The organism is Bacillus sp. FSL E2-8868, from assembly GCF_038005505.1.
Lineage (GTDB): Bacteria > Bacillota > Bacilli > Bacillales > Bacillaceae_G > Bacillus_A > Bacillus_A mycoides.
Genome location: NZ_JBBOTI010000002.1, coordinates 657,385 through 677,441, shown reverse-complemented (window position 1 = coordinate 677,441; position 20,057 = coordinate 657,385). Strand labels below are relative to the sequence as shown.

General features: G+C 32.6%; 4 protein-coding genes. All 4 read left to right on the top strand.

The features are described 5' to 3' along the window. Positions 1 to 10: 10 nt before the first annotated feature. Genes NSS74_RS14395 through NSS74_RS14380 form a run of 4 tightly spaced genes read left to right on the top strand, consistent with a single transcriptional unit; the run spans position 11 to position 19,908 of the window. The gene (locus NSS74_RS14395; protein WP_080019759.1) at positions 11 to 4,495 is read left to right on the top strand and encodes a non-ribosomal peptide synthetase; all 4,485 of its coding nucleotides are present in this window, start codon (positions 11 to 13) and stop codon (positions 4,493 to 4,495) included. A 23-nt stretch (positions 4,496 to 4,518) separates the two neighbouring features. Then, positions 4,519 to 7,686, top strand: a complete 3,168-nt coding sequence (locus NSS74_RS14390) for a cyclic peptide export ABC transporter (RefSeq protein ID WP_340813844.1) — start codon at positions 4,519 to 4,521, stop codon at positions 7,684 to 7,686. Beyond that, the gene (locus NSS74_RS14385) at positions 7,667 to 7,990 is read left to right on the top strand and encodes a condensation domain-containing protein (protein WP_340813842.1); all 324 of its coding nucleotides are present in this window, start codon (positions 7,667 to 7,669) and stop codon (positions 7,988 to 7,990) included. The genes NSS74_RS14390 and NSS74_RS14385 overlap by 20 nt, the downstream gene beginning before the upstream one ends. Further along, positions 7,981 to 19,908, top strand: coding sequence for an amino acid adenylation domain-containing protein (locus NSS74_RS14380; protein ID WP_340814216.1), 11,928 nt, complete (start codon positions 7,981 to 7,983; stop codon positions 19,906 to 19,908). Before NSS74_RS14385 ends, NSS74_RS14380 begins: the two co-directional genes overlap by 10 nt. Positions 19,909 to 20,057: the final 149 nt, after the last annotated feature.

The window sequence follows — 20,057 nt, the reverse complement described above, 5'->3', positions numbered from 1 at the left end:
GGGTGATAATTTGAAGTATAGAGAATATTTTTCACTAACTCATCCTCAACAAAGGATTTGGTATATGGAGAAAATTAATCCTCATCAGCCATTGCATAATATTGGGGGAACAGTAAAGATACAAGGAGAAGTGGATTTTGTTTGTCTTGAGAAAGCAATTAATTATTTTATAAAAAAAAATGATGGAATCAGGCATCGATTTGTAGAATCGGATGAGAAGGTTCATCAATATGTGGAGGAATATCATAAATATCAAGTTCGATATACTATTTTTAATAGTCAGAAGGATTTAGATGCCTGGGTTCAGCAGGAAGCTGCAAAACCTTTCGATATCAATGAACAAGACTTATTTGATTTTGCTTTGTTCAAGTTACAAGATACTAAAGAAGGGGGATATTTCGTTAAGGTCCATCATATAATTTCTGATGGTTGGTCTATGAATCTTTTAACTGAACAGATTTGTAATGCATACACTCAAATTTTGAAAGGTGAAAAAATAACAGATCAGCTTAATAGTACCTATATGTATTGCCTTGAGAAGGAAGAATCCTATTTAACTTCAAAAAGATTTATGAAGGATAAAAATTTTTGGAATGAGAAGTTTAGTAAGCTCCCAATTGTGAAGCGGAAGAACGAAGTAGATTGTGCAAAGGCAAATAGAAAAACATATTCTTTAACAAATAATCAATCGGATGAAATTAAACAATTTGCTACTGGCATAAATGTTTCTGTGTACGCATTCTTTGTTGCCCTATATTATATTTACTTAAATAAAGTAAATGGGCAGGATGATTTAATTATTGGAATGCCTGTACTTAATCGAGCGGGGAAAAATGAAAAAAATATTGTGGGGATGTTAACAAGTACTATGCCATTTCGTCATACTGTTGATAGTGAAATGACAGTCTTAGATTTTATAAAAGGCATTAATCGTGAATTGGTTCGCTGTTATTATCATCAAAAATATCCATATGATGTATTGGTGAAAGATTTGGAATTAAAGAAAAAGGGATACGGTGATTTATTTGATACATGTATTAACTATTACAATACAAAACTTCCTACTGAAATTAATGGTACACCAATAGAAAATGAAGAATTTTACAATAGGAATCAGATTTATTCAATTCAATTGATTATTCGAGAATGGTCTAGATTAGGAGGATTTAATCTAGATATAGATTATAAGGATCATATGTATACAGAAAAGCAAATTGAACAAATGTATCTTGGAATCAGTCATTTACTGAATCAGATGTTGGAGTCGCCTAATAAAAAGTTGATGGAATTAGAAATTTTACCAGAAGATATGTGGAATAAATTGATATACGAATTTAATGCAACGAATAGGGAGTATCCAAAGGACAAGACAATCCATCAGCTTTTTGAAGAACAAGTAGAAAGGACACCAGATAGAGTTGCGATTTGCCTGGAAGATAAGGAACTTACGTATCGTGAATTGAATGATAGATCTAATCAATTAGCGAGGTATATATTAAAGAAAAATGTAACAAAAGGTACAGTAATAGGAATATCAACTACGCATTCTCTAGAAACAATTATTGGAATTTTAGGAATTTTAAAAGCAGGAGCGGTATATTTACCTATTGATCCACAATATCCATCTGAACGGGTCAATTATATGCTGCAAGATTCAGATATCAATATTCTGTTCACTAATTTTGATATTTCGCATCAATGGGATCTTTCTTTGTATGCGGTTGAGGTTATCCATATAAATGCAGCTCATATTTATATGGGAGATACTTCTAATATTAAAAATAGAAGTGAGCCGACTGACCTTGCTTACATCATATATACATCGGGTTCTACGGGAAACCCTAAAGGTACAATGATTGAACAGAAAGGATTGGTTAATTATATTTCCTGGGCAAATCAAGTATATGTAGGCGCAAGTGAAAATGAAGTTTTCCCATTGTATTCATCTCTTGCTTTTGATCTTACTGTTACAACTATATTTACCCCATTAATTAGTGGTAATCAGATTATTATTTATCCTGCTGATGCAAACGAATATGTATTATATAGAATATTTAAAGAAAAAAAAGCAAGTATTATTAAATTAACTCCATCTCACCTGTTTTTATTGAAAGATTCAGACTTTGTTGGGTGTTCAATTAAAAAAATTATTGTTGGTGGAGAAAATTTAACAGTAGACCTTGCCGCAAACATACAGAAAAAATTAGGTAGAGAAACAAAAATATATAATGAATATGGGCCCACAGAAACAGTTGTAGGATGTATGATTCATCAATTCGATATTGAAAAAGATAAAGGGGTATCTGTTCCTATTGGTGTACCTGCACAAAATATGAAAATATATGTGTTGGACTCCGAACTTCGCCCAGTACCAATGGGAGTTGTTGGAGAAATTTATATTTCTGGGGAAGGTGTTGCAAGAGGATATTTTAACAATCAGGATTTAACAAGAGAGAGATTTATTGTAAATCCATATTCGGAAAAAGAGCAGATGTATAAATCGGGTGATTTAGCTAGATTTATTGAAGGAGATAAGATTGAGTATTTGGGAAGGAAAGATGATCAAGTAAAAGTTCGTGGGTTCCGCATAGAACTAAAAGAAATCGAAATAAACTTGCAAAAATATCCGAGCATTAAGGAAGTGGTAGTGATTGATCAAGAGGATTATGATGGAAACCGCTATCTTTGTGCCTACTATACTGAGAATGCTAAGGTGAAGACATCCGAACTATTTAGATTCTTAAAAGAGATCTTACCAGTTTATATGATTCCTTCGTATTTTATTGTGTTGAAAGAAATACCGTTGACGTTTAACGGAAAGCTGGATAGAGAGGCCTTGCCGAAACCTGAAGTTAAAATAGAGAAAAAAACTGAAGGTGAGATAGAAAGTGATTTAGTAGGTATTATACGTGAAGTATTAAATGTTGAAAAAGTAAGTATAAGAGACAACTTCTATCATCTAGGCGGGGATTCCATTAAAGCAATTCAAATTTCTTCTAAGATACGTGAGAAAGGGATTAAAATAAAAACAAAGGATATTTTGGCTAATCCAGTTATTGAAGATATGATTTTATATTTAGAAATGACTAGCACAAAAGAGCAGAAGAGTAATCAACAATGTGTTGGTAGTATTGAAACGATACCATCTATCTCATGGTTTTTTTCGCAAGATTTGAACAATATAAACCATTATACACAGTCAGTGTTAGTCAAAGTAAAGGATGACGTTGAGGTTGGGATACTTGAATCGGCATTTAGCTTATTAGTTTGTCATCACGACGCTTTTCGCTTGAATTACCGGATGGAAACGAAGGAATTATTTTATAATCAAAATAATTACAATAAAAAAATAAAAATAGAATCATTAGATTTATCCGAATTATCAAAAATAGAGCAAAGTATTCGTATTGCTAGTATTGGAGAAATATTGAAATCGAGCTTTAATATTGAAAATGAAATTCTTCTTAAAGTTTGTATATTTGATTTGGGCGATTTTGGTAAAAGATTATTAATGACAGCTCATCATTTAGCTGTTGATGGTATATCTTGGCGAATTATTTTTGAAGATATAAATCAATTATATAAACAGATAGAAAATAAGCAGAAAACTTCTTTGCCGCCAAAAGATAATTCGGTACAGGATTGGGCAATTGAGTTAAAGAGAATGAGTAAAAAAATTCCAGAATCAGAAAAGCGATACTGGGAGCATGTATATCAATATGAAGAGAATTCATTTAATGATTTTGATTTAGGATTGGATCGTATGGAATTTTGCGAGAAAATGATTAAGAAGTTAACAGAAGAAGAAACTATGCAGCTGTTACAAAAAGCAAATGAAGCTTATCGAACAAAAGGTAATGAACTAATGATTATAGCGCTATCATTGGTAATGGCTAAGTATATTAAAACAAATGATGTGATTATTGAAATTGAAGGGCATGGGCGTGAAGAATTAAATGATGAAATTGATGTATCGCGAACTATTGGATGGTTTACGAGCCTATTTCCAATTCGGTTACAATTTGAGGATGTAGATATATCACAACAAATTAAACAATTAAAAGAGCAATTGCGTAGCGTTCCAAGTAAAGGTCTAAATTATGGAGTTTTAAAGTATATTTCGAAGGAATTAAGTTCTGAATCTCGAAAGTATGTTCGTTTTAACTATTTAGGTGATTTTAATGCTACATTTTCCAATGGAATTTTTGAATTTGCGTATGAAAATTCCGGTCAAGATAACAGCAATAAAAATGAGATGGATTGTTTGCTAGATATCGTTGCGTATACAGTAGATAAAAAGTTGAATTTGTCGATTACGTATAGCAAAAACAAATTTAAACAAGAAACAATATCGCAATTTTTCATGGAGTATATGAATCAATTGAGAGATTTGATTCAACATTGTTGTCAGAGAAAACATGCTGAATTCACCCCATCTGATTTTGAAACGGCAAACCTCTCGAGTGAAGATCTTGAAAATATATTTAATATATGATATTAGAGAGGAGTCATTCAATCATGATGAGAGTAAAAATTGTTTTGATTACCCTTGTAATATTATTAAATGTACAGATGCTATTTGGGATTCAAATAGCAAATGCAGAGAATGATAGAATGTTTACGGAAAACGATAAAGAACAACTAGACTCGCTTATAAAAAAACAAATGCAAGAAGCCAAAATTCCTGGAATGTCAGTGATAGTAGTCAAAGGTGATCAAGCTGTATATAAAAAAAGTTTTGGCTATTCAAATCTTGAGACAAAGCAACGTGTAACGGAAAAAACATTATTTGAAATCGGTTCGAATAGTAAGGCGTTTACAGCTCTCGCAATATATCAACTTGTTCAAAAGGGGTTAATTGATTTAAAGGACCCTGTTAGCAAATATTTGCAGTGGTTTCAAATGATATATGAAGGTAATTATAAAGGACAACAACTTAATAAAAATGTTGAAATAACTCTTGAACAGCTTTTATATCATACGAGTGGGATCCCTTTTCATACCATTGGGGACATACCTATCTCAAATGACAATGATGCGTTGGAAAATACAGTTAGAGAAATATTAAATCAAAAATTGGAGACATATCCAGGAGAGCAATTCAATTATGCCAGTATTAACTACGATATTCTAGGATTAGTTATACAAAAAGTTACCAATCAATCTTTTGAACAATACGTTCAGAATAATATATTAAACCAATTTAATATGGGTAATACTTTTTTGTTTAGAAAAGATGTCGCTAAATATGATATGTCAAAGGGATATAAAATAGGTTTTTTAAAGCCTATAGAGTTTAATGCACCTATTTATCGAGGAAATACACCCGCAGGTTATTTTATCTCAAATAATGAAGACATGGAAAAGTGGCTTCGTATGCAGCTTGGGATATATGGACTAAGTGATGATCACCAAAAGGCAATTTATAGTACACATATACCAAACAGATCAGTTCCACCATCTGAGGATGGCTCTTCTTATGCCGGAGGGTGGCAAGTTTTTCAAAATGGTCCTGGTGAAATATCACATGCAGGAAGTAATCCGAATTTCTCCTCTTTCGTTGTATTTCATCCTCAAGAGAAGTTAGGAGTTGCGGTGATGGCTAACATGAACTCCGATTACACTCAAAATATTGGCCAGGCTATTATGGACACACTTGTGGGGGAGAGTGTGGTGACAAACGGTAAAGATACGTATAAGAGTATTGATGCCTTTTCTGTTACTGTACTTTTGTTTATGGTTCCTTTTTCAATTATTACTCTATACTTCATTTTCATAGTTATGATTCAGGTGTATAAGAAAAAAAGGAAGTTGGAAAAAAATAAATTTAAAAGTATTTGTATTCCCTTTATAACGTTTCTGTTTGCGTTCTTAGCTGGGTATGCCCTTTATAAAATTCCATTTGTATTTTTCGGGAGACTTTCTTGGGATTTTGTTAATGTTTGGTTACCTATCAGTATGAGTTTTGCGGTATGTGCTACTTTAATTAGTATTGTACTGTTCTGCCTATATTTATCTTTAATAACTGTTTTTCCTTTGCATAATAAGAAAAATTTTTTTCCGATTTTTGTGTTGAGTGTAACCAGTGGTTTTGGAAATGCGATGATTATTTTTATTATTAATGAAGCTTTAACTAGAAGTAATTATTCAAGCAACAATAGTTTGTTTTTATATTTTTTGCTAGGAATTATTACTTATGTATTAGCGCAAAAATTGGTACGGACGCAGTTGATTACCATTACAAATAATCTGATTTATGAAAAAAGAATCCAGTTAATTAACGGTATATTAAAAAATTCTTATGAAAAAATTGAAAAAATAGAGTCAGAAAGAATTCAAACCACCTTAAATAATGATACAGAAGCTATCAGTAATTATGCTGCCACCATAATTACTGGTTTGACTGATTCAATTACACTTTTATGTTGTTTGGTTTATTTGGGAGTAATTAATGTTTATGGACTGCTTGTTTCTATTGCAGTTATTTTGGTTGCAGCAGGTATGTATTATGTAGCTGGAAAATCAGCTAATAATCTTTGGGAACAAACAAGAAACATCCAAAACACTTTTTTTAGATATATAAACGATCTCATTGGCGGTTATAAAGAGTTAAGCATAGGAAAGTCAAAACGAGAAGAGTTTGGACAAGGGATGCAAGAGAGCTGTGAGGATTATAAGGATAAGCGGATTCAAGGTGGTCTTAAGTTTGCTAATGTTTTTATTATTGGTGAATTGCTGTTTGTTATGGTAATTGGGGCTGTTACATTTTTATTTCCGCTTTTATTTAAAGGGGTACAGAGTGAGTTTTTAAGAAGCTATGTTTTTGTTTTTCTTTATATGACAGGACCTCTACATAGTATACTCAATACTATCCCTAATGCGATTCAAATGAAAATTAGTTGGAAGAGAATAAATGATTTTTCAAGGTATTTAAAAACCGAAACTAATAAGACAGACGTAAACAGTACTTTGATACCTCAAAGTAAAATAAACATGGAGATTAAAGAGGTAGTATATCAATACGAAAGTGAACATGGAGAACCTTTTCAAGTTGGGCCAATTAATTTTGAACTTAAATCAGGAGAGGTTGTATTTATAACCGGTGGCAATGGTAGTGGTAAATCAACTCTTGCTAAACTAATTACAGGTTTGTATTCTGCAAATAGCGGAAACATATTTGTTAACAATCAAGAAATAAATCAGGAACAGTTAAGAGAGCTATATTCCGCAATATTTAGTGATTTTTATTTGTTTACAAAAGTCTATGGTATTGACTATAGCTCAAAGGAAGAAGAAATAAAAAAATATTTGAAAATATTACGTATCGATGAAAAAGTACAAATTCAAAATGGAGAATTTAGTACAACTAAACTTTCAACAGGACAACGAAAAAGACTAGCACTATTAATTAGCTATTTAGAGGATAAATCTATTTATCTATTTGATGAATGGGCGGCAGATCAAGACCCTGAATTTAGACATTTTTTCTATACAGAACTATTGGCTGAATTAAAGGAAAAAGGAAAAGCTATCATTGCTATTACTCATGATGATAGGTATTTTCATATCGCGGATAAAGTTATCAAGATGGAAAGAGGAGAAATTATAGAAAATATGAAGAAGCATAATTATTTAGATTCATTTGATTGTCTCAAGGAGGAGCTCAATGATGATAAAATTGGATAAACAAAATTTGGAAGATATTCTTGGTTTAACACCAATACAGGAAGGGTTGTTATTTCACTACTTAAAAAATCCTCAAAGTGATGAGTATTTTGAACAGATATGTTTGGGGATTTTAGGTAGAGTTGATGCAGGATTGTTTACGAAAGCTTGGGACGCGGTTGTCCAAACAAATGAGCAGTTACGTACACTATTTCGTTGGGAAAAAGTGAAAACTCCTGTTCAAATAGTATTGAAAGAACATACCCCTCATATTAAAATAATTGATCTTACACACAAGAGTGAAAGTGAAAAAATATTTTACTAGAAGAGATAAAAGTTAAAGATCGTGAAAAAAAGTTTAATCTTCGAGAAATACCATTCAGGGTTACTTTGTGCATATTAGCAGAAGAAAGACATGAAATGATTATAAGTAATCATCATATTATATATGATGGCTGGAGTAATGGAATTATTTTAAAAGAATTCCTAAACGCATATCGATGCCTTAGTGAATCAGAAACTTACAATCTGCCTACTAAAAAAAAATATAAAGATTTTATTAAATATATTCAAAAACAGGATAAAGAAGGGCAGAAAGTATTTTGGCAAGAGTATTTAAAAGGATTTAACTCGCAAAATAGATTGGAAGTAACAAAAAAGAAACATAAATCAATTCGAAAAGATCATCAGTATCGTATTCAATTTTCAAGGGATAAGTTGGAAGGATTTGCGAAGGGAAATGAAGTTACTCTTGCCGCCCTTGTTTATAGTTTATGGGGAATTGTGCTACAAAAGAATCATAATATCGATGACATTATTTTTGGCGCAACTATTTCGGGTAGAGCAGGAACATTTAATGGGATTGAAGAAATGGTAGGCCTATTTATAAATACAGTTCCATTAAGAGTTAAAAAGGATTCTGGCGAAACATCTATAGAACTTATCAAAAAGTTAAATAAGACATTGCAGGATTGGGAATTGTATGGGACATCATCTTTAGTAGATATAAAAAAATATAGTGAATTGGATACGGAAATCGACCTTTTTGATACTATTGTTGTTTTTGAAAACTACCCTTTAGATCAGACGATACTGACAAACAAAAATAGAATCGCTTTGAACTCATATTCCACCTTTGAAATGACTAATTATAGCTTATCTATTAGTATAAGTTTGCACAAAGATATTGAGATATGTTTCAGTTACAACGAACAATTATATGAATCATCTAAAATTGAGCGTTTAGCTCAGCATTTTACTATAATTGCAGAAGCAGTCATAAAAAATCCTCATAAAAAAATAGAAGAGATTGATATCGTATCTATTGAAGAGAAAAAACAAATCCTTTTGGAATTTAATAATACTCGTAAAACATATTCACATCAGTTGACGATTAGTCAGTTGTTTGAGCAACAAGCGATGAAAACCCCGGATAATGTTGCGATTGTATATAAAAATAGGACTATGACTTATGAAGAATTAAATGACATATCCAATAACTTATCAAATGAACTGCTTAGAAAAGGAGTGAAAAAGGGTGAGATTATTGGAATCATGACGGATCCATCAATTGAAATGCTAATAGGGATAATTGCTATTTTAAAAGTCGGAGCTGCATACTTGCCAATTGATCCAGAATATCCAGAGTCAAGGAAAATGTATATGATACAGGATAGTCAAACAAAGTTCATATTGACCAGTAAGGATGTAATTAATAAAAACGACTATGTAATTGGAAAATTCAACAATGATTGTATTTTTATATTGGATAATAGTAGAAAAATTTCGGGTGAGACTCTTCTACCAAAAGTAAACCTTAGTCCGAATGATTTATTTACGGTTTTGTATACTTCAGGTACTACAGGAAAACCTAAAGGTGTAATGATAGAAAATCGAAATGTTGTTAATCTTGTTCAGTGGTTTGGAAAAACATTTAATATAACGGAAAAAACAAATCTATTACAACTAACAAATTATGTGTTTGATCCGAGTATTGAGGATTTTTTCGGTACATTACTTTATGGAGCGACATTACATATAGCCGAAAAGAATTTAATTTTAAATAAGAAGCATTTTTGTGATTATGTTGATCAACATGAAATTCATATTATTAATTTCATACCGACTGTATTAAAAGAATTATTATGTCATGATCGCAAATTGCAGAGTTTACACACAGTTATTTCAGGTGGAGAAAGACTAGAAGAATCATTAAAAAATGCACTGATTGATAGAGGATATAAATTATATAATAATTATGGTCCAGCAGAAACGACAGTGGATGCTTTAAGTGTTGAATGTTCAGAAAATACCGTCTCTTTAGGACGGCCGATTTCAAATGTTAGATGTTATATATTAGATAAAGATAAAAATATTAGTCCAATAGGTGTTCCTGGTGAGTTGTATATTGCTGGAGACGGTGTAGGAAGAGGGTATTTGAATCTACCAGAATTTACAAATGAAAAGTTTATGAATGATCCCTTTAATCCAAATGATCGTATGTATAAAACAGGGGACTTAGGAAGATGGCTTCCAAACGGAGAAATCGAGTTTCTTGGAAGAGAGGATCATCAGGTGAAAATCAGAGGGTATCGGATTGAACTTTCAGAAATTCATAATTTAATATTAAAAAGGAACTACATTGAAGATGTTGCTGTAATTGATTGGGAAATTAATAATGGGAAAAAAGTTATCTGTGCATATATCGTTTCCCATGTTCAGGTTAACATGGAGGAACTTAAGGGATTTTTAGCAAAAGAATTACCAGATTATATGCTTCCGTCATACTATATTCAGCTAGAGAGTCTGCCCTTAACTTCCATAGGAAAGCTTGATCGAAGGAACTTACCGGCTCCTCAAATTCATACTTATAAAGGTTACGTTGCTCCAAAAAATAAAGTTCAAGAAGAACTAGTAGAGGTATGGTCTGCAGTATTGGGTCTACATCAGGGGGAGATTGGTATACATGATAACTTCTTCGAGTTGGGAGGAGACTCAATTTTAAGTATTCAAATAGTAGGTAAAGCGCTTCAAAAGGGTATAGAGATTACCGTGAGTCAGATGTTTGAGAACCAAACGATAGCAGAAATGGCGGATTGTATTGCAGATATTAAAGAAAGCTATAGTGAAGATCAAATAGAAGAACCTGAGACTGGAGAAGTGCTTCTTACACCGATTCAAAAGTGGTTTTTTGAGCAAGATTTGGAAAATTATCATCATTGGAATCAATCTGTGCTATTGGAAACACGAGCAGGTATAAATCCGAATTTGTTGCATGAAAGTTTTCGTATACTTACAAATTATCATGATAGTTTTAGGCTCCGTTATTATCAAAGGGCTGGAGAATGGATTCAAGTTTATTCAGAGTCCGATGAGAATGTGTTATTTGAATTACATGATTTTAATAATAGTCATATGCATGAAATTTTATCAAAATTGCAGTATGAATTAAACATTACAGATGGGCCATTAATTAAAGTTGCATATTTTGATTCTGGGGATCAGGAAAAAGGAAGGTTGTTTATAACAGTACATCATCTTGTAATAGACGGATATTCATGGCGACTTATGCTGGACACTCTACAGATGATATATGAACAGCTTACAAATAGTGGCTCTGTTCAACTTCCAGTGAAAGGCCTCTCTTTTAAAAAATGGTCTGAGCATCTCTATGAATATGCTTATTCCAATCAATTAAAAGATGAACTTGCTTTTTGGAAGAACAATGTCCCTTCTTCTGTAAATACTATACCTATTGACATGGAAGGGGGGAGAAATGATGAAAACTCTGCTCGTACACTTTCTTTTATGTTGACGGAGAAAGAAACAAAGTATTTACTGCATGACACGTATCAATTATTTAAAATGAGAATTGATGATATTCTGCTTTCCGCACTTTCTAGTACATTAGCAAATTGGAGTGGTGAAACACTAGTTGATTTGGAGGGCCATGGTAGGAATCCTTTGTTAAAAGAGTACGACACTTCAAGAACTGTAGGATGGTTTACTTGTGTATATCCTATTGTTATGGGCGACATTGAAAAAGAGAAGGGCATAGCAGAAATATTGAAGCAAGTAAAAGAGCGGTATCGTGCTATACCAAATGGTGGAATTGGTTATGAAATTTTATATTACTTAGCAGAGAAAGAGATGCGAGGGCAAATTTCGTCTAGGAAAAGGGGACAAATAAGCTTTAATTATTTAGGACAGTTCGAACAAGCAATTAAAAAACAGCAGTTATTTAATATAGCGGATGTGAATACAGGACCAACCCGTGATTTGAATGGAATTAGAAGTCACTTGCTTGAAATTGAATGTATGATCGTTGATAAAAAATTATGTGTAGAATGGAAATATAGTGCGAATAGTCATTTGGTTGAAACCATTCAAGGCTTGGCAAAGGACTTTGTCAACAATTTGAAGAATATAATTGACCACTGTCAAACAAAAGAAGGTACATATTTGACGCCTTCAGATTTCCCACTTGTCTCCATAGATCAAAAGAAAATTGATGAATGGATTGAGGTATATAAAAATATAGAAGATATATACATGCTTTCACCTGTACAACAAAGTATGGTTTTTCATCATATCTATTCACCAAAATCGTCAGTAACTGTGGAGCAAACAATATTTTCAATAAAATCAAAACTAGATATTGAGATATTTGAAAAGGCTTGGCAAAAACTTTTAGATAGACATGAAAGTTTAAGAACATCATATCATTGGGAAGGGCTAGAAGAAGCTGTACAGATTGTTCATAAAGATCTAAAAATTCCTTTTCAAGTTTTAGATTGGACAAATTTTTCGAAATCTGAAGGATTGCAAAAGTTAGAACAACTTATTGAGGAAGATCGTAAGAAGGGATTCGACCTTTCAAAACCACCACTTATGAGAATTTTGGTCATTAAGCAAGAAGAGTATGCCTATGATGTAGTATGGACGCATCATCACCTTCAGTTAGATGGTTGGTGTAATAGCATCCTCTTTAAGGAACTGGGTCAGTGTTATGAAGCATTATGTGTTGACGAAAAGATAACATTTGGACATGTATATTCATTTAAAGATTATATCGACTGGTTACGTAGGCAAGACAAGAAGAAAGCGGAACAATTTTGGAGAACCGAGTTAGATGGATTTAAAACACCTATACGATTCAATAATATTTTTCCTGCAAAAAATTCAAATCAGTTATCTGCTTTTGGAGATGTAGTATACGAAGTATCTGAAGACAAACAGCAGATAATTCAAGACTTTACTAGAAAGAATCGGATTACACTAAATACTATGATTCAGGGGGCTTGGGCAATTCTTTTAAATCGCTACTCCCAAGAAACAGATATTATTTTTGGGGTAACTTCATCAGGGCGTCCGGCTGAGTTAGAAGGTTCGGATTCAATAATTGGTTGCTTTATGAATACTCTTCCTTTTAGGGTAAAGATAAATAAAAATGTAAATTTGATTAAATGGCTTAAAGATGTACAACTGAAGCAGGTTGAAATGCGTCAATATGAATATACCTCACTCGTTGATATAAGAAGTTGGATTGATATGCCAAGAAGCTCTGCCTTATATGATTTGTATGAGAGTATTGTAATTGTTGAAAACTATCCATTCGATGTGAAATTGAAAGACGGAATTGGTTCATTACAAGTGAAATCAGTACGTATAGATGAACAAATGGATTATCCTTTGGTTGTTTATTGTAATCTACAACCAAAGCTTCAATTGAAGCTACTATTCAATAGTTCCTTTTTAAATGAAACAGAAGCAAATCAGATACTTTCACATTTAATCAATATTTTGTGGGAAATGCTTGTTAGCGAAGATGGTAAGTTAGAGAATATCTCAATGATTTCCGAAAAAGAACTTACACATATTTTAAGTGATAATAATTCTACTTCATTGGATTATCCTAAGAATCAATGTTTTCAGGATTTATTTACTGATCAAGTAAAATTAAATTTAAACAAACCTGCTGTTATACAGGGGAATGAAAGTTTATCTTACACAGAATTAGATATACTTTCAAACCAGTTAGCGCATAAGCTCATTAAATTAGGGGTAGGGCCTGAAATACCTGTGGGAGTGTATGTTGAACGTTCACCTAAAATGATTGTAGGAATTTTAGCTGTTTTAAAAGCTGGTGGAGCTTTTCTACCTATAGATATGGATTATCCTGGCGAAAGAATAAATTTGATGTTGAAAGATGCCCAAGTACCTATATTACTCACCCAAAATAATTTACAGTCGAAGATTAGAGATTATCAGGGGCATACCGTTTGTCTTGATATAGAATGGGATTCAGTGCGCGAAGAACCAAAAAACCAACCGAGTGTTAGAATTGAACCCCAGAATTTGGCATATATCATCTATACTTCGGGTTCTACTGGTCGACCAAAAGGTGTAATGATGTCTCATGAAGCAGTTGTAAGCCACTCCATTGATATTTGCAAACGTTATGAGCTGACACCGGAGGATCGTGTTCTTCAGTTTTCTTCGATAAGTTTTGATATTTCACTTGAACAGATTTTTACAACACTAGCTGCAGGAAGTTCTCTTGTTTTGCGTGATAAGAATATATGGACTCCTTATCAGTTTTCTCAGAAATGTGTTGAACTTGGACTCTCAGTTGTTAATCTGCCTACAAATTATTGGGGCGAAATTGTACAAGAATGGTATACAAGACCAGAAATAATTCCAGATAGTAACCTCAGACTCGTCATAGTTGGTGGGGAACAAATGCCAGCGGAGAAAGTAGGGATGTGGGAACAGTTACCTTTAGAAGATATTATTTTGTTAAATGCATATGGACCTGCTGAAACGGCGATGACAAGTACTTTATATGAAGTGTCTGGAAAAGGAACTAAAAGTGCCGACTTAAAAGTTATTCCCGTGGGAAAACCACTTGCTAACAGGCGCATTTATATCCTTGATGAGAACATGCACCCTTTGCCGATTGGAGTGAAGGGGGAAATATTCATAGGTGGCATACCTTTAGCTAGAGGTTATATTAACAATTCTAAGTTGACGAAGGATAAGTTTATTCGAGATCCGTATTATCATAATTATGGAAAAATGCTTTATAAAACAGGAGATATGGGGAAATTACTTTGCGATGGTAACATTGAGGTTCTGGGGCGGAAGGATGACCAAACAAAAATACGAGGGCATCGAATTGATATAGGAGAGATTGAAGTTGTTTTAAACAAATGTGATAACATAAAAAACTCTATAGTTGTCGTGAAGAATGGAGTAGCAAATGATAAGTATCTTGTTGCATTCTATGATTCCCTCTCACATGGTACAAATAATCAATGCAGTATAAGGGGTTTTTTGCGGAAAAAACTTCCTGAATATATGATTCCTTCTTATTTTATTCAACTAGGAAGCCTTCCGCTCAGTCCGAATGGAAAAATTGATCGGAAGTCCCTAGAAAATATGGAGATTAAAGTAGAGTTTGATGAAGAGTATCAAAAACCCTATAATACGATACAACAAAAACTTGTAAGTATTTGGAGAAAGATACTGGGAACTGATGGTGTAGGCATTAATCATCATTTCTTTGAAATTGGGGGACAATCATTAAAAGCAATAACACTTGTTTCTGAAATTCATAGGGAATTTGAAGTTGAACTTCCACTTGGAAATATATTTGCATTTCCTACTATTAAGGAATTGGCTGTAATCATTGAAGAAATGATGGGGAAAAAAGAAACATATGAAGCGATTCGTCTAGCACCACCACAGGAGTATTATGAAGTCTCTCCAGCACAAAAAAGTATGTATATTGTTAGTCAATTGAATGGTGCATCTACAAACTATAATATTACCGGAGCAGTATTTCTTGAAGGGGAAGTTAATATAGTACAGATAGAAAAGGCATTGCAAGCTTTAATTAATCGCCATGAAAGCTTGCGAACATCATTTAAACAAGTACAAGGGAAAATAGTTCAAAAAATCCATCAGAATCCTGAATGGAATATGCAACACTTGTATGCAGATGAACAAAATTTTGAGAGTGTTGTTGAAACATTTATTAGACCATTTGATTTAGAGAAAGGGCCCTTGTTCAGAGCAGCAATTGTGGAGGTGCTACCATCATCGAAATATTTGCTTGTTTATGATATGCACCATATTATATCCGATGGTTTATCAATGGGAATTTTAATTAGAGAGTTTGCATCTCTTTATCAAAAAAATAATTTGCCAGACGTAAGAATTCAATACAAAGATTTTTCAAACTGGCAAAACAAAATGATAGAATCCGGGAACTGGAAACTAAAAGAACTGTACTGGCTTGAAATATTTTCAAAAGAAATACCATTACTCAATTTACCAACTGATTATCCAAGATTAGATGAGCCAATGTTTGAAGGTGATGTAGTTCAATTTAATTTGGATGCATATTATACATCTAAATTAAATGAAATCTCAAGCCGAAAAGGAGCTACTCTGTACTCATTATTACTTTCGGCATTCAATATACTATTGTTTAAATATAGCGGACAAGAAGACATTATAATTGGAAGCCCGGTAGCAGGAAGACTGAATTCTGAATTAGAAAATGTGGTAGGTATGTTTGTTAATACACTTGCGCTCAGAAATTATCCTACTTCAGAGAAACGGTTTGAGGATTTTTTGAAAGAAGTTGCAAGCCACACACTTCAAGCTCTCGAACATCAGGAATATTCATTTGAGATGCTCGTTGATAAGCTACAATTGCGAAAAAATGTGAATCGTCATCCTCTGTTTGATGTGATGTTTGCTTTTGAAAATGTTGATGCAGTAAGGGCGGAAATAGGTGATTTTGAAATTAAACCGTACGAGTATACGAATCGTACATCTAAATTTGATTTAGAGCTGAAAGTAACTGAGCAGGATGGACAACTTCGTTTTATATTTGAATATAGTACAGGTTTGTTCCGTAAAGAAACGATAGAACGAATGGCGGAACATTTCGTTAAAATTATTGATACTATCATAGAGGACATTACTATTCCAATTGAGGAAATTGATCTAGTAACCATGAAAGAAAAAAATAGAATAGGTGTTTTTAATAATACTGATACTTTGTATCCAGAAGAAAAAACGATTAAACGTATATTTGAAGAACTGGTGGAAAAACATCCGAATCGTACTGCTGTAGTGTTTGGACAGAGAACAATAACTTATAAGGAATTAAATGATAAAGCAAATCAATTAGCTAAACACTTGATTAAGAAGGGGGCAGGAAGTGATACAGTAATCGCTTTATTAGCTGAGCCTTCTATTGAAATGATCATTGGACTATGGAGTATTATTAAAAGCGGGGCAATTTATTTACCTCTTGATCCGGAGTTTCCATTAGAACGAATAAATAGCATGATTGAAGACAGTGATACAATTCTTCTTTTGACCCAGTCTCACTTAGTAACTTCTAATGATTTTACTTGTGAGGTTATGGAATTGGAAGATAAGAGCTTATTTTTTGAATGTCCTTCAAATATAGAGGAAAGAAGTACAGTTGATAATCCAATATATATTATTTATACATCTGGTACCACTGGGCTCCCAAAAGGGGTACCGATTAAGAATCAAAGCTTGGTAAATTATATTTCATGGTTCACACGAGAAGCAAGTATAACGTATAGGGATAAAACACTACTATTATCTTCCTTTGCATTTGATTTAGGATATACAAGTTTGTATACAGCTTTATTAAATGGCTGTGAGTTACATTTAGTTCCAAAAGAACATTATATGCTCCCAGAAACCCTTATCACATATTTGAAAGAGAAAAAGATAAGTTATATAAAACTGACTCCTTCACTATTTAATTATTTAGTTAACCATCGTATGGTTGAAGATTATGAGAATTGCATGGCGCTAAGGTTAATCGTATTGGGCGGTGAAGAAGTGAAGTCAGCTGATATTAGTAAGTTTAATAGGGTGTATCCGCAAACTGTAATTATGAATCACTATGGACCTACAGAAACTACTATTGGCGCTCTATTTCACAAATTTAATGCTACTGATTTTGACCTTGTATCCAAGGGAACGGTTATTGGAAAACCAGTAGATAACACGAAAATATTCATTTTGGATAGAGGTCAAAAACTTGTTCCACTTGGAATGGCTGGTGAAATTTGTATTGGGGGAGTAGGAGTGACAGAAGGTTATTTGAATCAAATTGATTTAAATAGCGAAAAGTTTATTACGGTTTCACCTTTGGGACATGAAAAAATCAAACTCTATAGAACGGGAGACTTAGGGAGGCTCACATGCCATCAAGAAGTAGAATTTCTCGGAAGAATTGACAATCAATTAAAAATTCGAGGATATAGAGTGGAGTTAGAAGAAATAAATTCAGTACTGTTGCAACACGATATGATACTTGATGCAATTGTTGTTCCAAAAAAAGATAAAGAAAATAATAATATACTATGTGCTTATATTGTGTTGAAAGAGAATGAGAATGGGTGGGGAATAAGGGAATACCTTTCAAGTAAGATTCCTTACTACATGATGCCCTCTATCTTTATTAAGTTAGATAGAATTCCTTTGACTCCAAATGGTAAGCTAAATGTTAAAGCACTCCCAGAAATTAAGGATGAATTATTGATAAAAACTAATTATGAACTGCCTGAGGATCCAATTGAAAAAACTGTTGCACAAATGTGGGAAGAAACTCTTAATGTTAAGCAAATTAGTATGAATGACTCGTTTTTTGAAATGGGTGGAAATTCATTGTCGTTAATGCTTTTAATGGCAGAAATTCACAAAAAGTTTAGTGTAGATATATCGTTAAGAGAAGCGTTTAAAGCACCAACAGTAAGAGGTATAAGTAAGCATATAAAGAAAAGATCTGAAAGTAAGTATGTGTCATTACAACCTGTGGAAAAGTGCGAATATTACGACCTTTCTTCAGCTCAGAAAAGGATATATACACTACAACAGATGGAAGGGATTGGAACTAGTTACAATATGCCAAGAGCAACCTTACTAGAAGGTGAAATCAATCTGGATAAATTGGAAAAAGCTTTTTGTGAGATTGTAAAGAGACATGAGGCATTTCAAACATCTATTGAAGTAGTAGATGGTGTGCCCAAACAACGAATTCAGGGAGAAGTGGATATAGAAATTAGTTATTCTGTTTTAGATGAACATTTATGTTCTAATCCATCAAGTAAGCTGAATGTCGAACTGGAAAATATAATTGATGAATTTATTGAACCTTTTGATTTAAGTAAAGCCCCTTTAGTAAGAGTTAGGATCATTCGCTTAAGTAGTCATAAACATGTGCTCTTAACAGATATGCACCATTTGATTTCAGATGGATATTCAGTCAATATTTTACTGCAGGAGTTATCAGAATTATATCAAGGAAAACTGTTACAGGAAAACCCTATTCAATATAAAGAATTCGTTTATTGGCAGAATGAGTTTTTAAAGACAAGTGCTGCAAGTATACAAGAAAAATATTGGTTAGATGTACTTTCAGGGGATCTTCCAGTATTAGATATGCCTACGGATTTTCCTAGACCAATTATACAAAGCTTTGAAGGAAATAGTTTTATTTTTGAAGGAGGAAATGAATTAAAGCAACGTTTAGACAATTTATGTTTAGAAACAGATACGACATTATACATGATTTTGTCTGCAGCTTATAGTATTTTGTTATCAAAATGTTCCTCGCAGCACGATATAATTGTAGGAATGCCTATTTTAGGGCGGACACATTCTGATTTGAAAAATATCATTGGTATGTTTGCAAATACTATTGCAATTAGAAGTTTCCCTATTGAGAAAAAAAACTTTACGGAATTTTTGTCAGAGATTAAAGAACAGTTAATTAAAGCGTATGATAATCAAGATTACCAGTTTGATATGATTATTGATAAGTTAAAAATTAAGAGAGACTTAGGGAGAAACCCTATATTTTCTACAATGTTAGCTTTTCAAGAATCTCAAATCAATGAAAGTATAATGGGGAATTTGAAAATGACGCCTGTTCAATATAGAAATAAAATTTCGAAATTTGATTTAACCTTATTTGTAGAAAAAGGAAAAAAAGAGTTGTTTTTTGAATTTGAATATGCAAGTAGTTTGTATAGAATGGAAACTATAAAAAAATTAGCGGAGAATTTTTTAGGTATCTTAGACACGATTAGTTCAAATAAAGAAATAAAATTAGAAAATATTGAGATTGAAGGGTTAGTAATCGAGAATACAGAAATTGAAAATGTCAAATTTAATTTTTAAGATAGATAAGATATTGGTTATTGAGGCTATTCCTAATATGATACTTTAGGAATAGCCGTTTCATATAAATGCATTCTTTAAATATCTATAAAAAATAAAAGGATATATTGTATAGAAAAGGTTAGCTTCTAATTATAATTAAAACGATG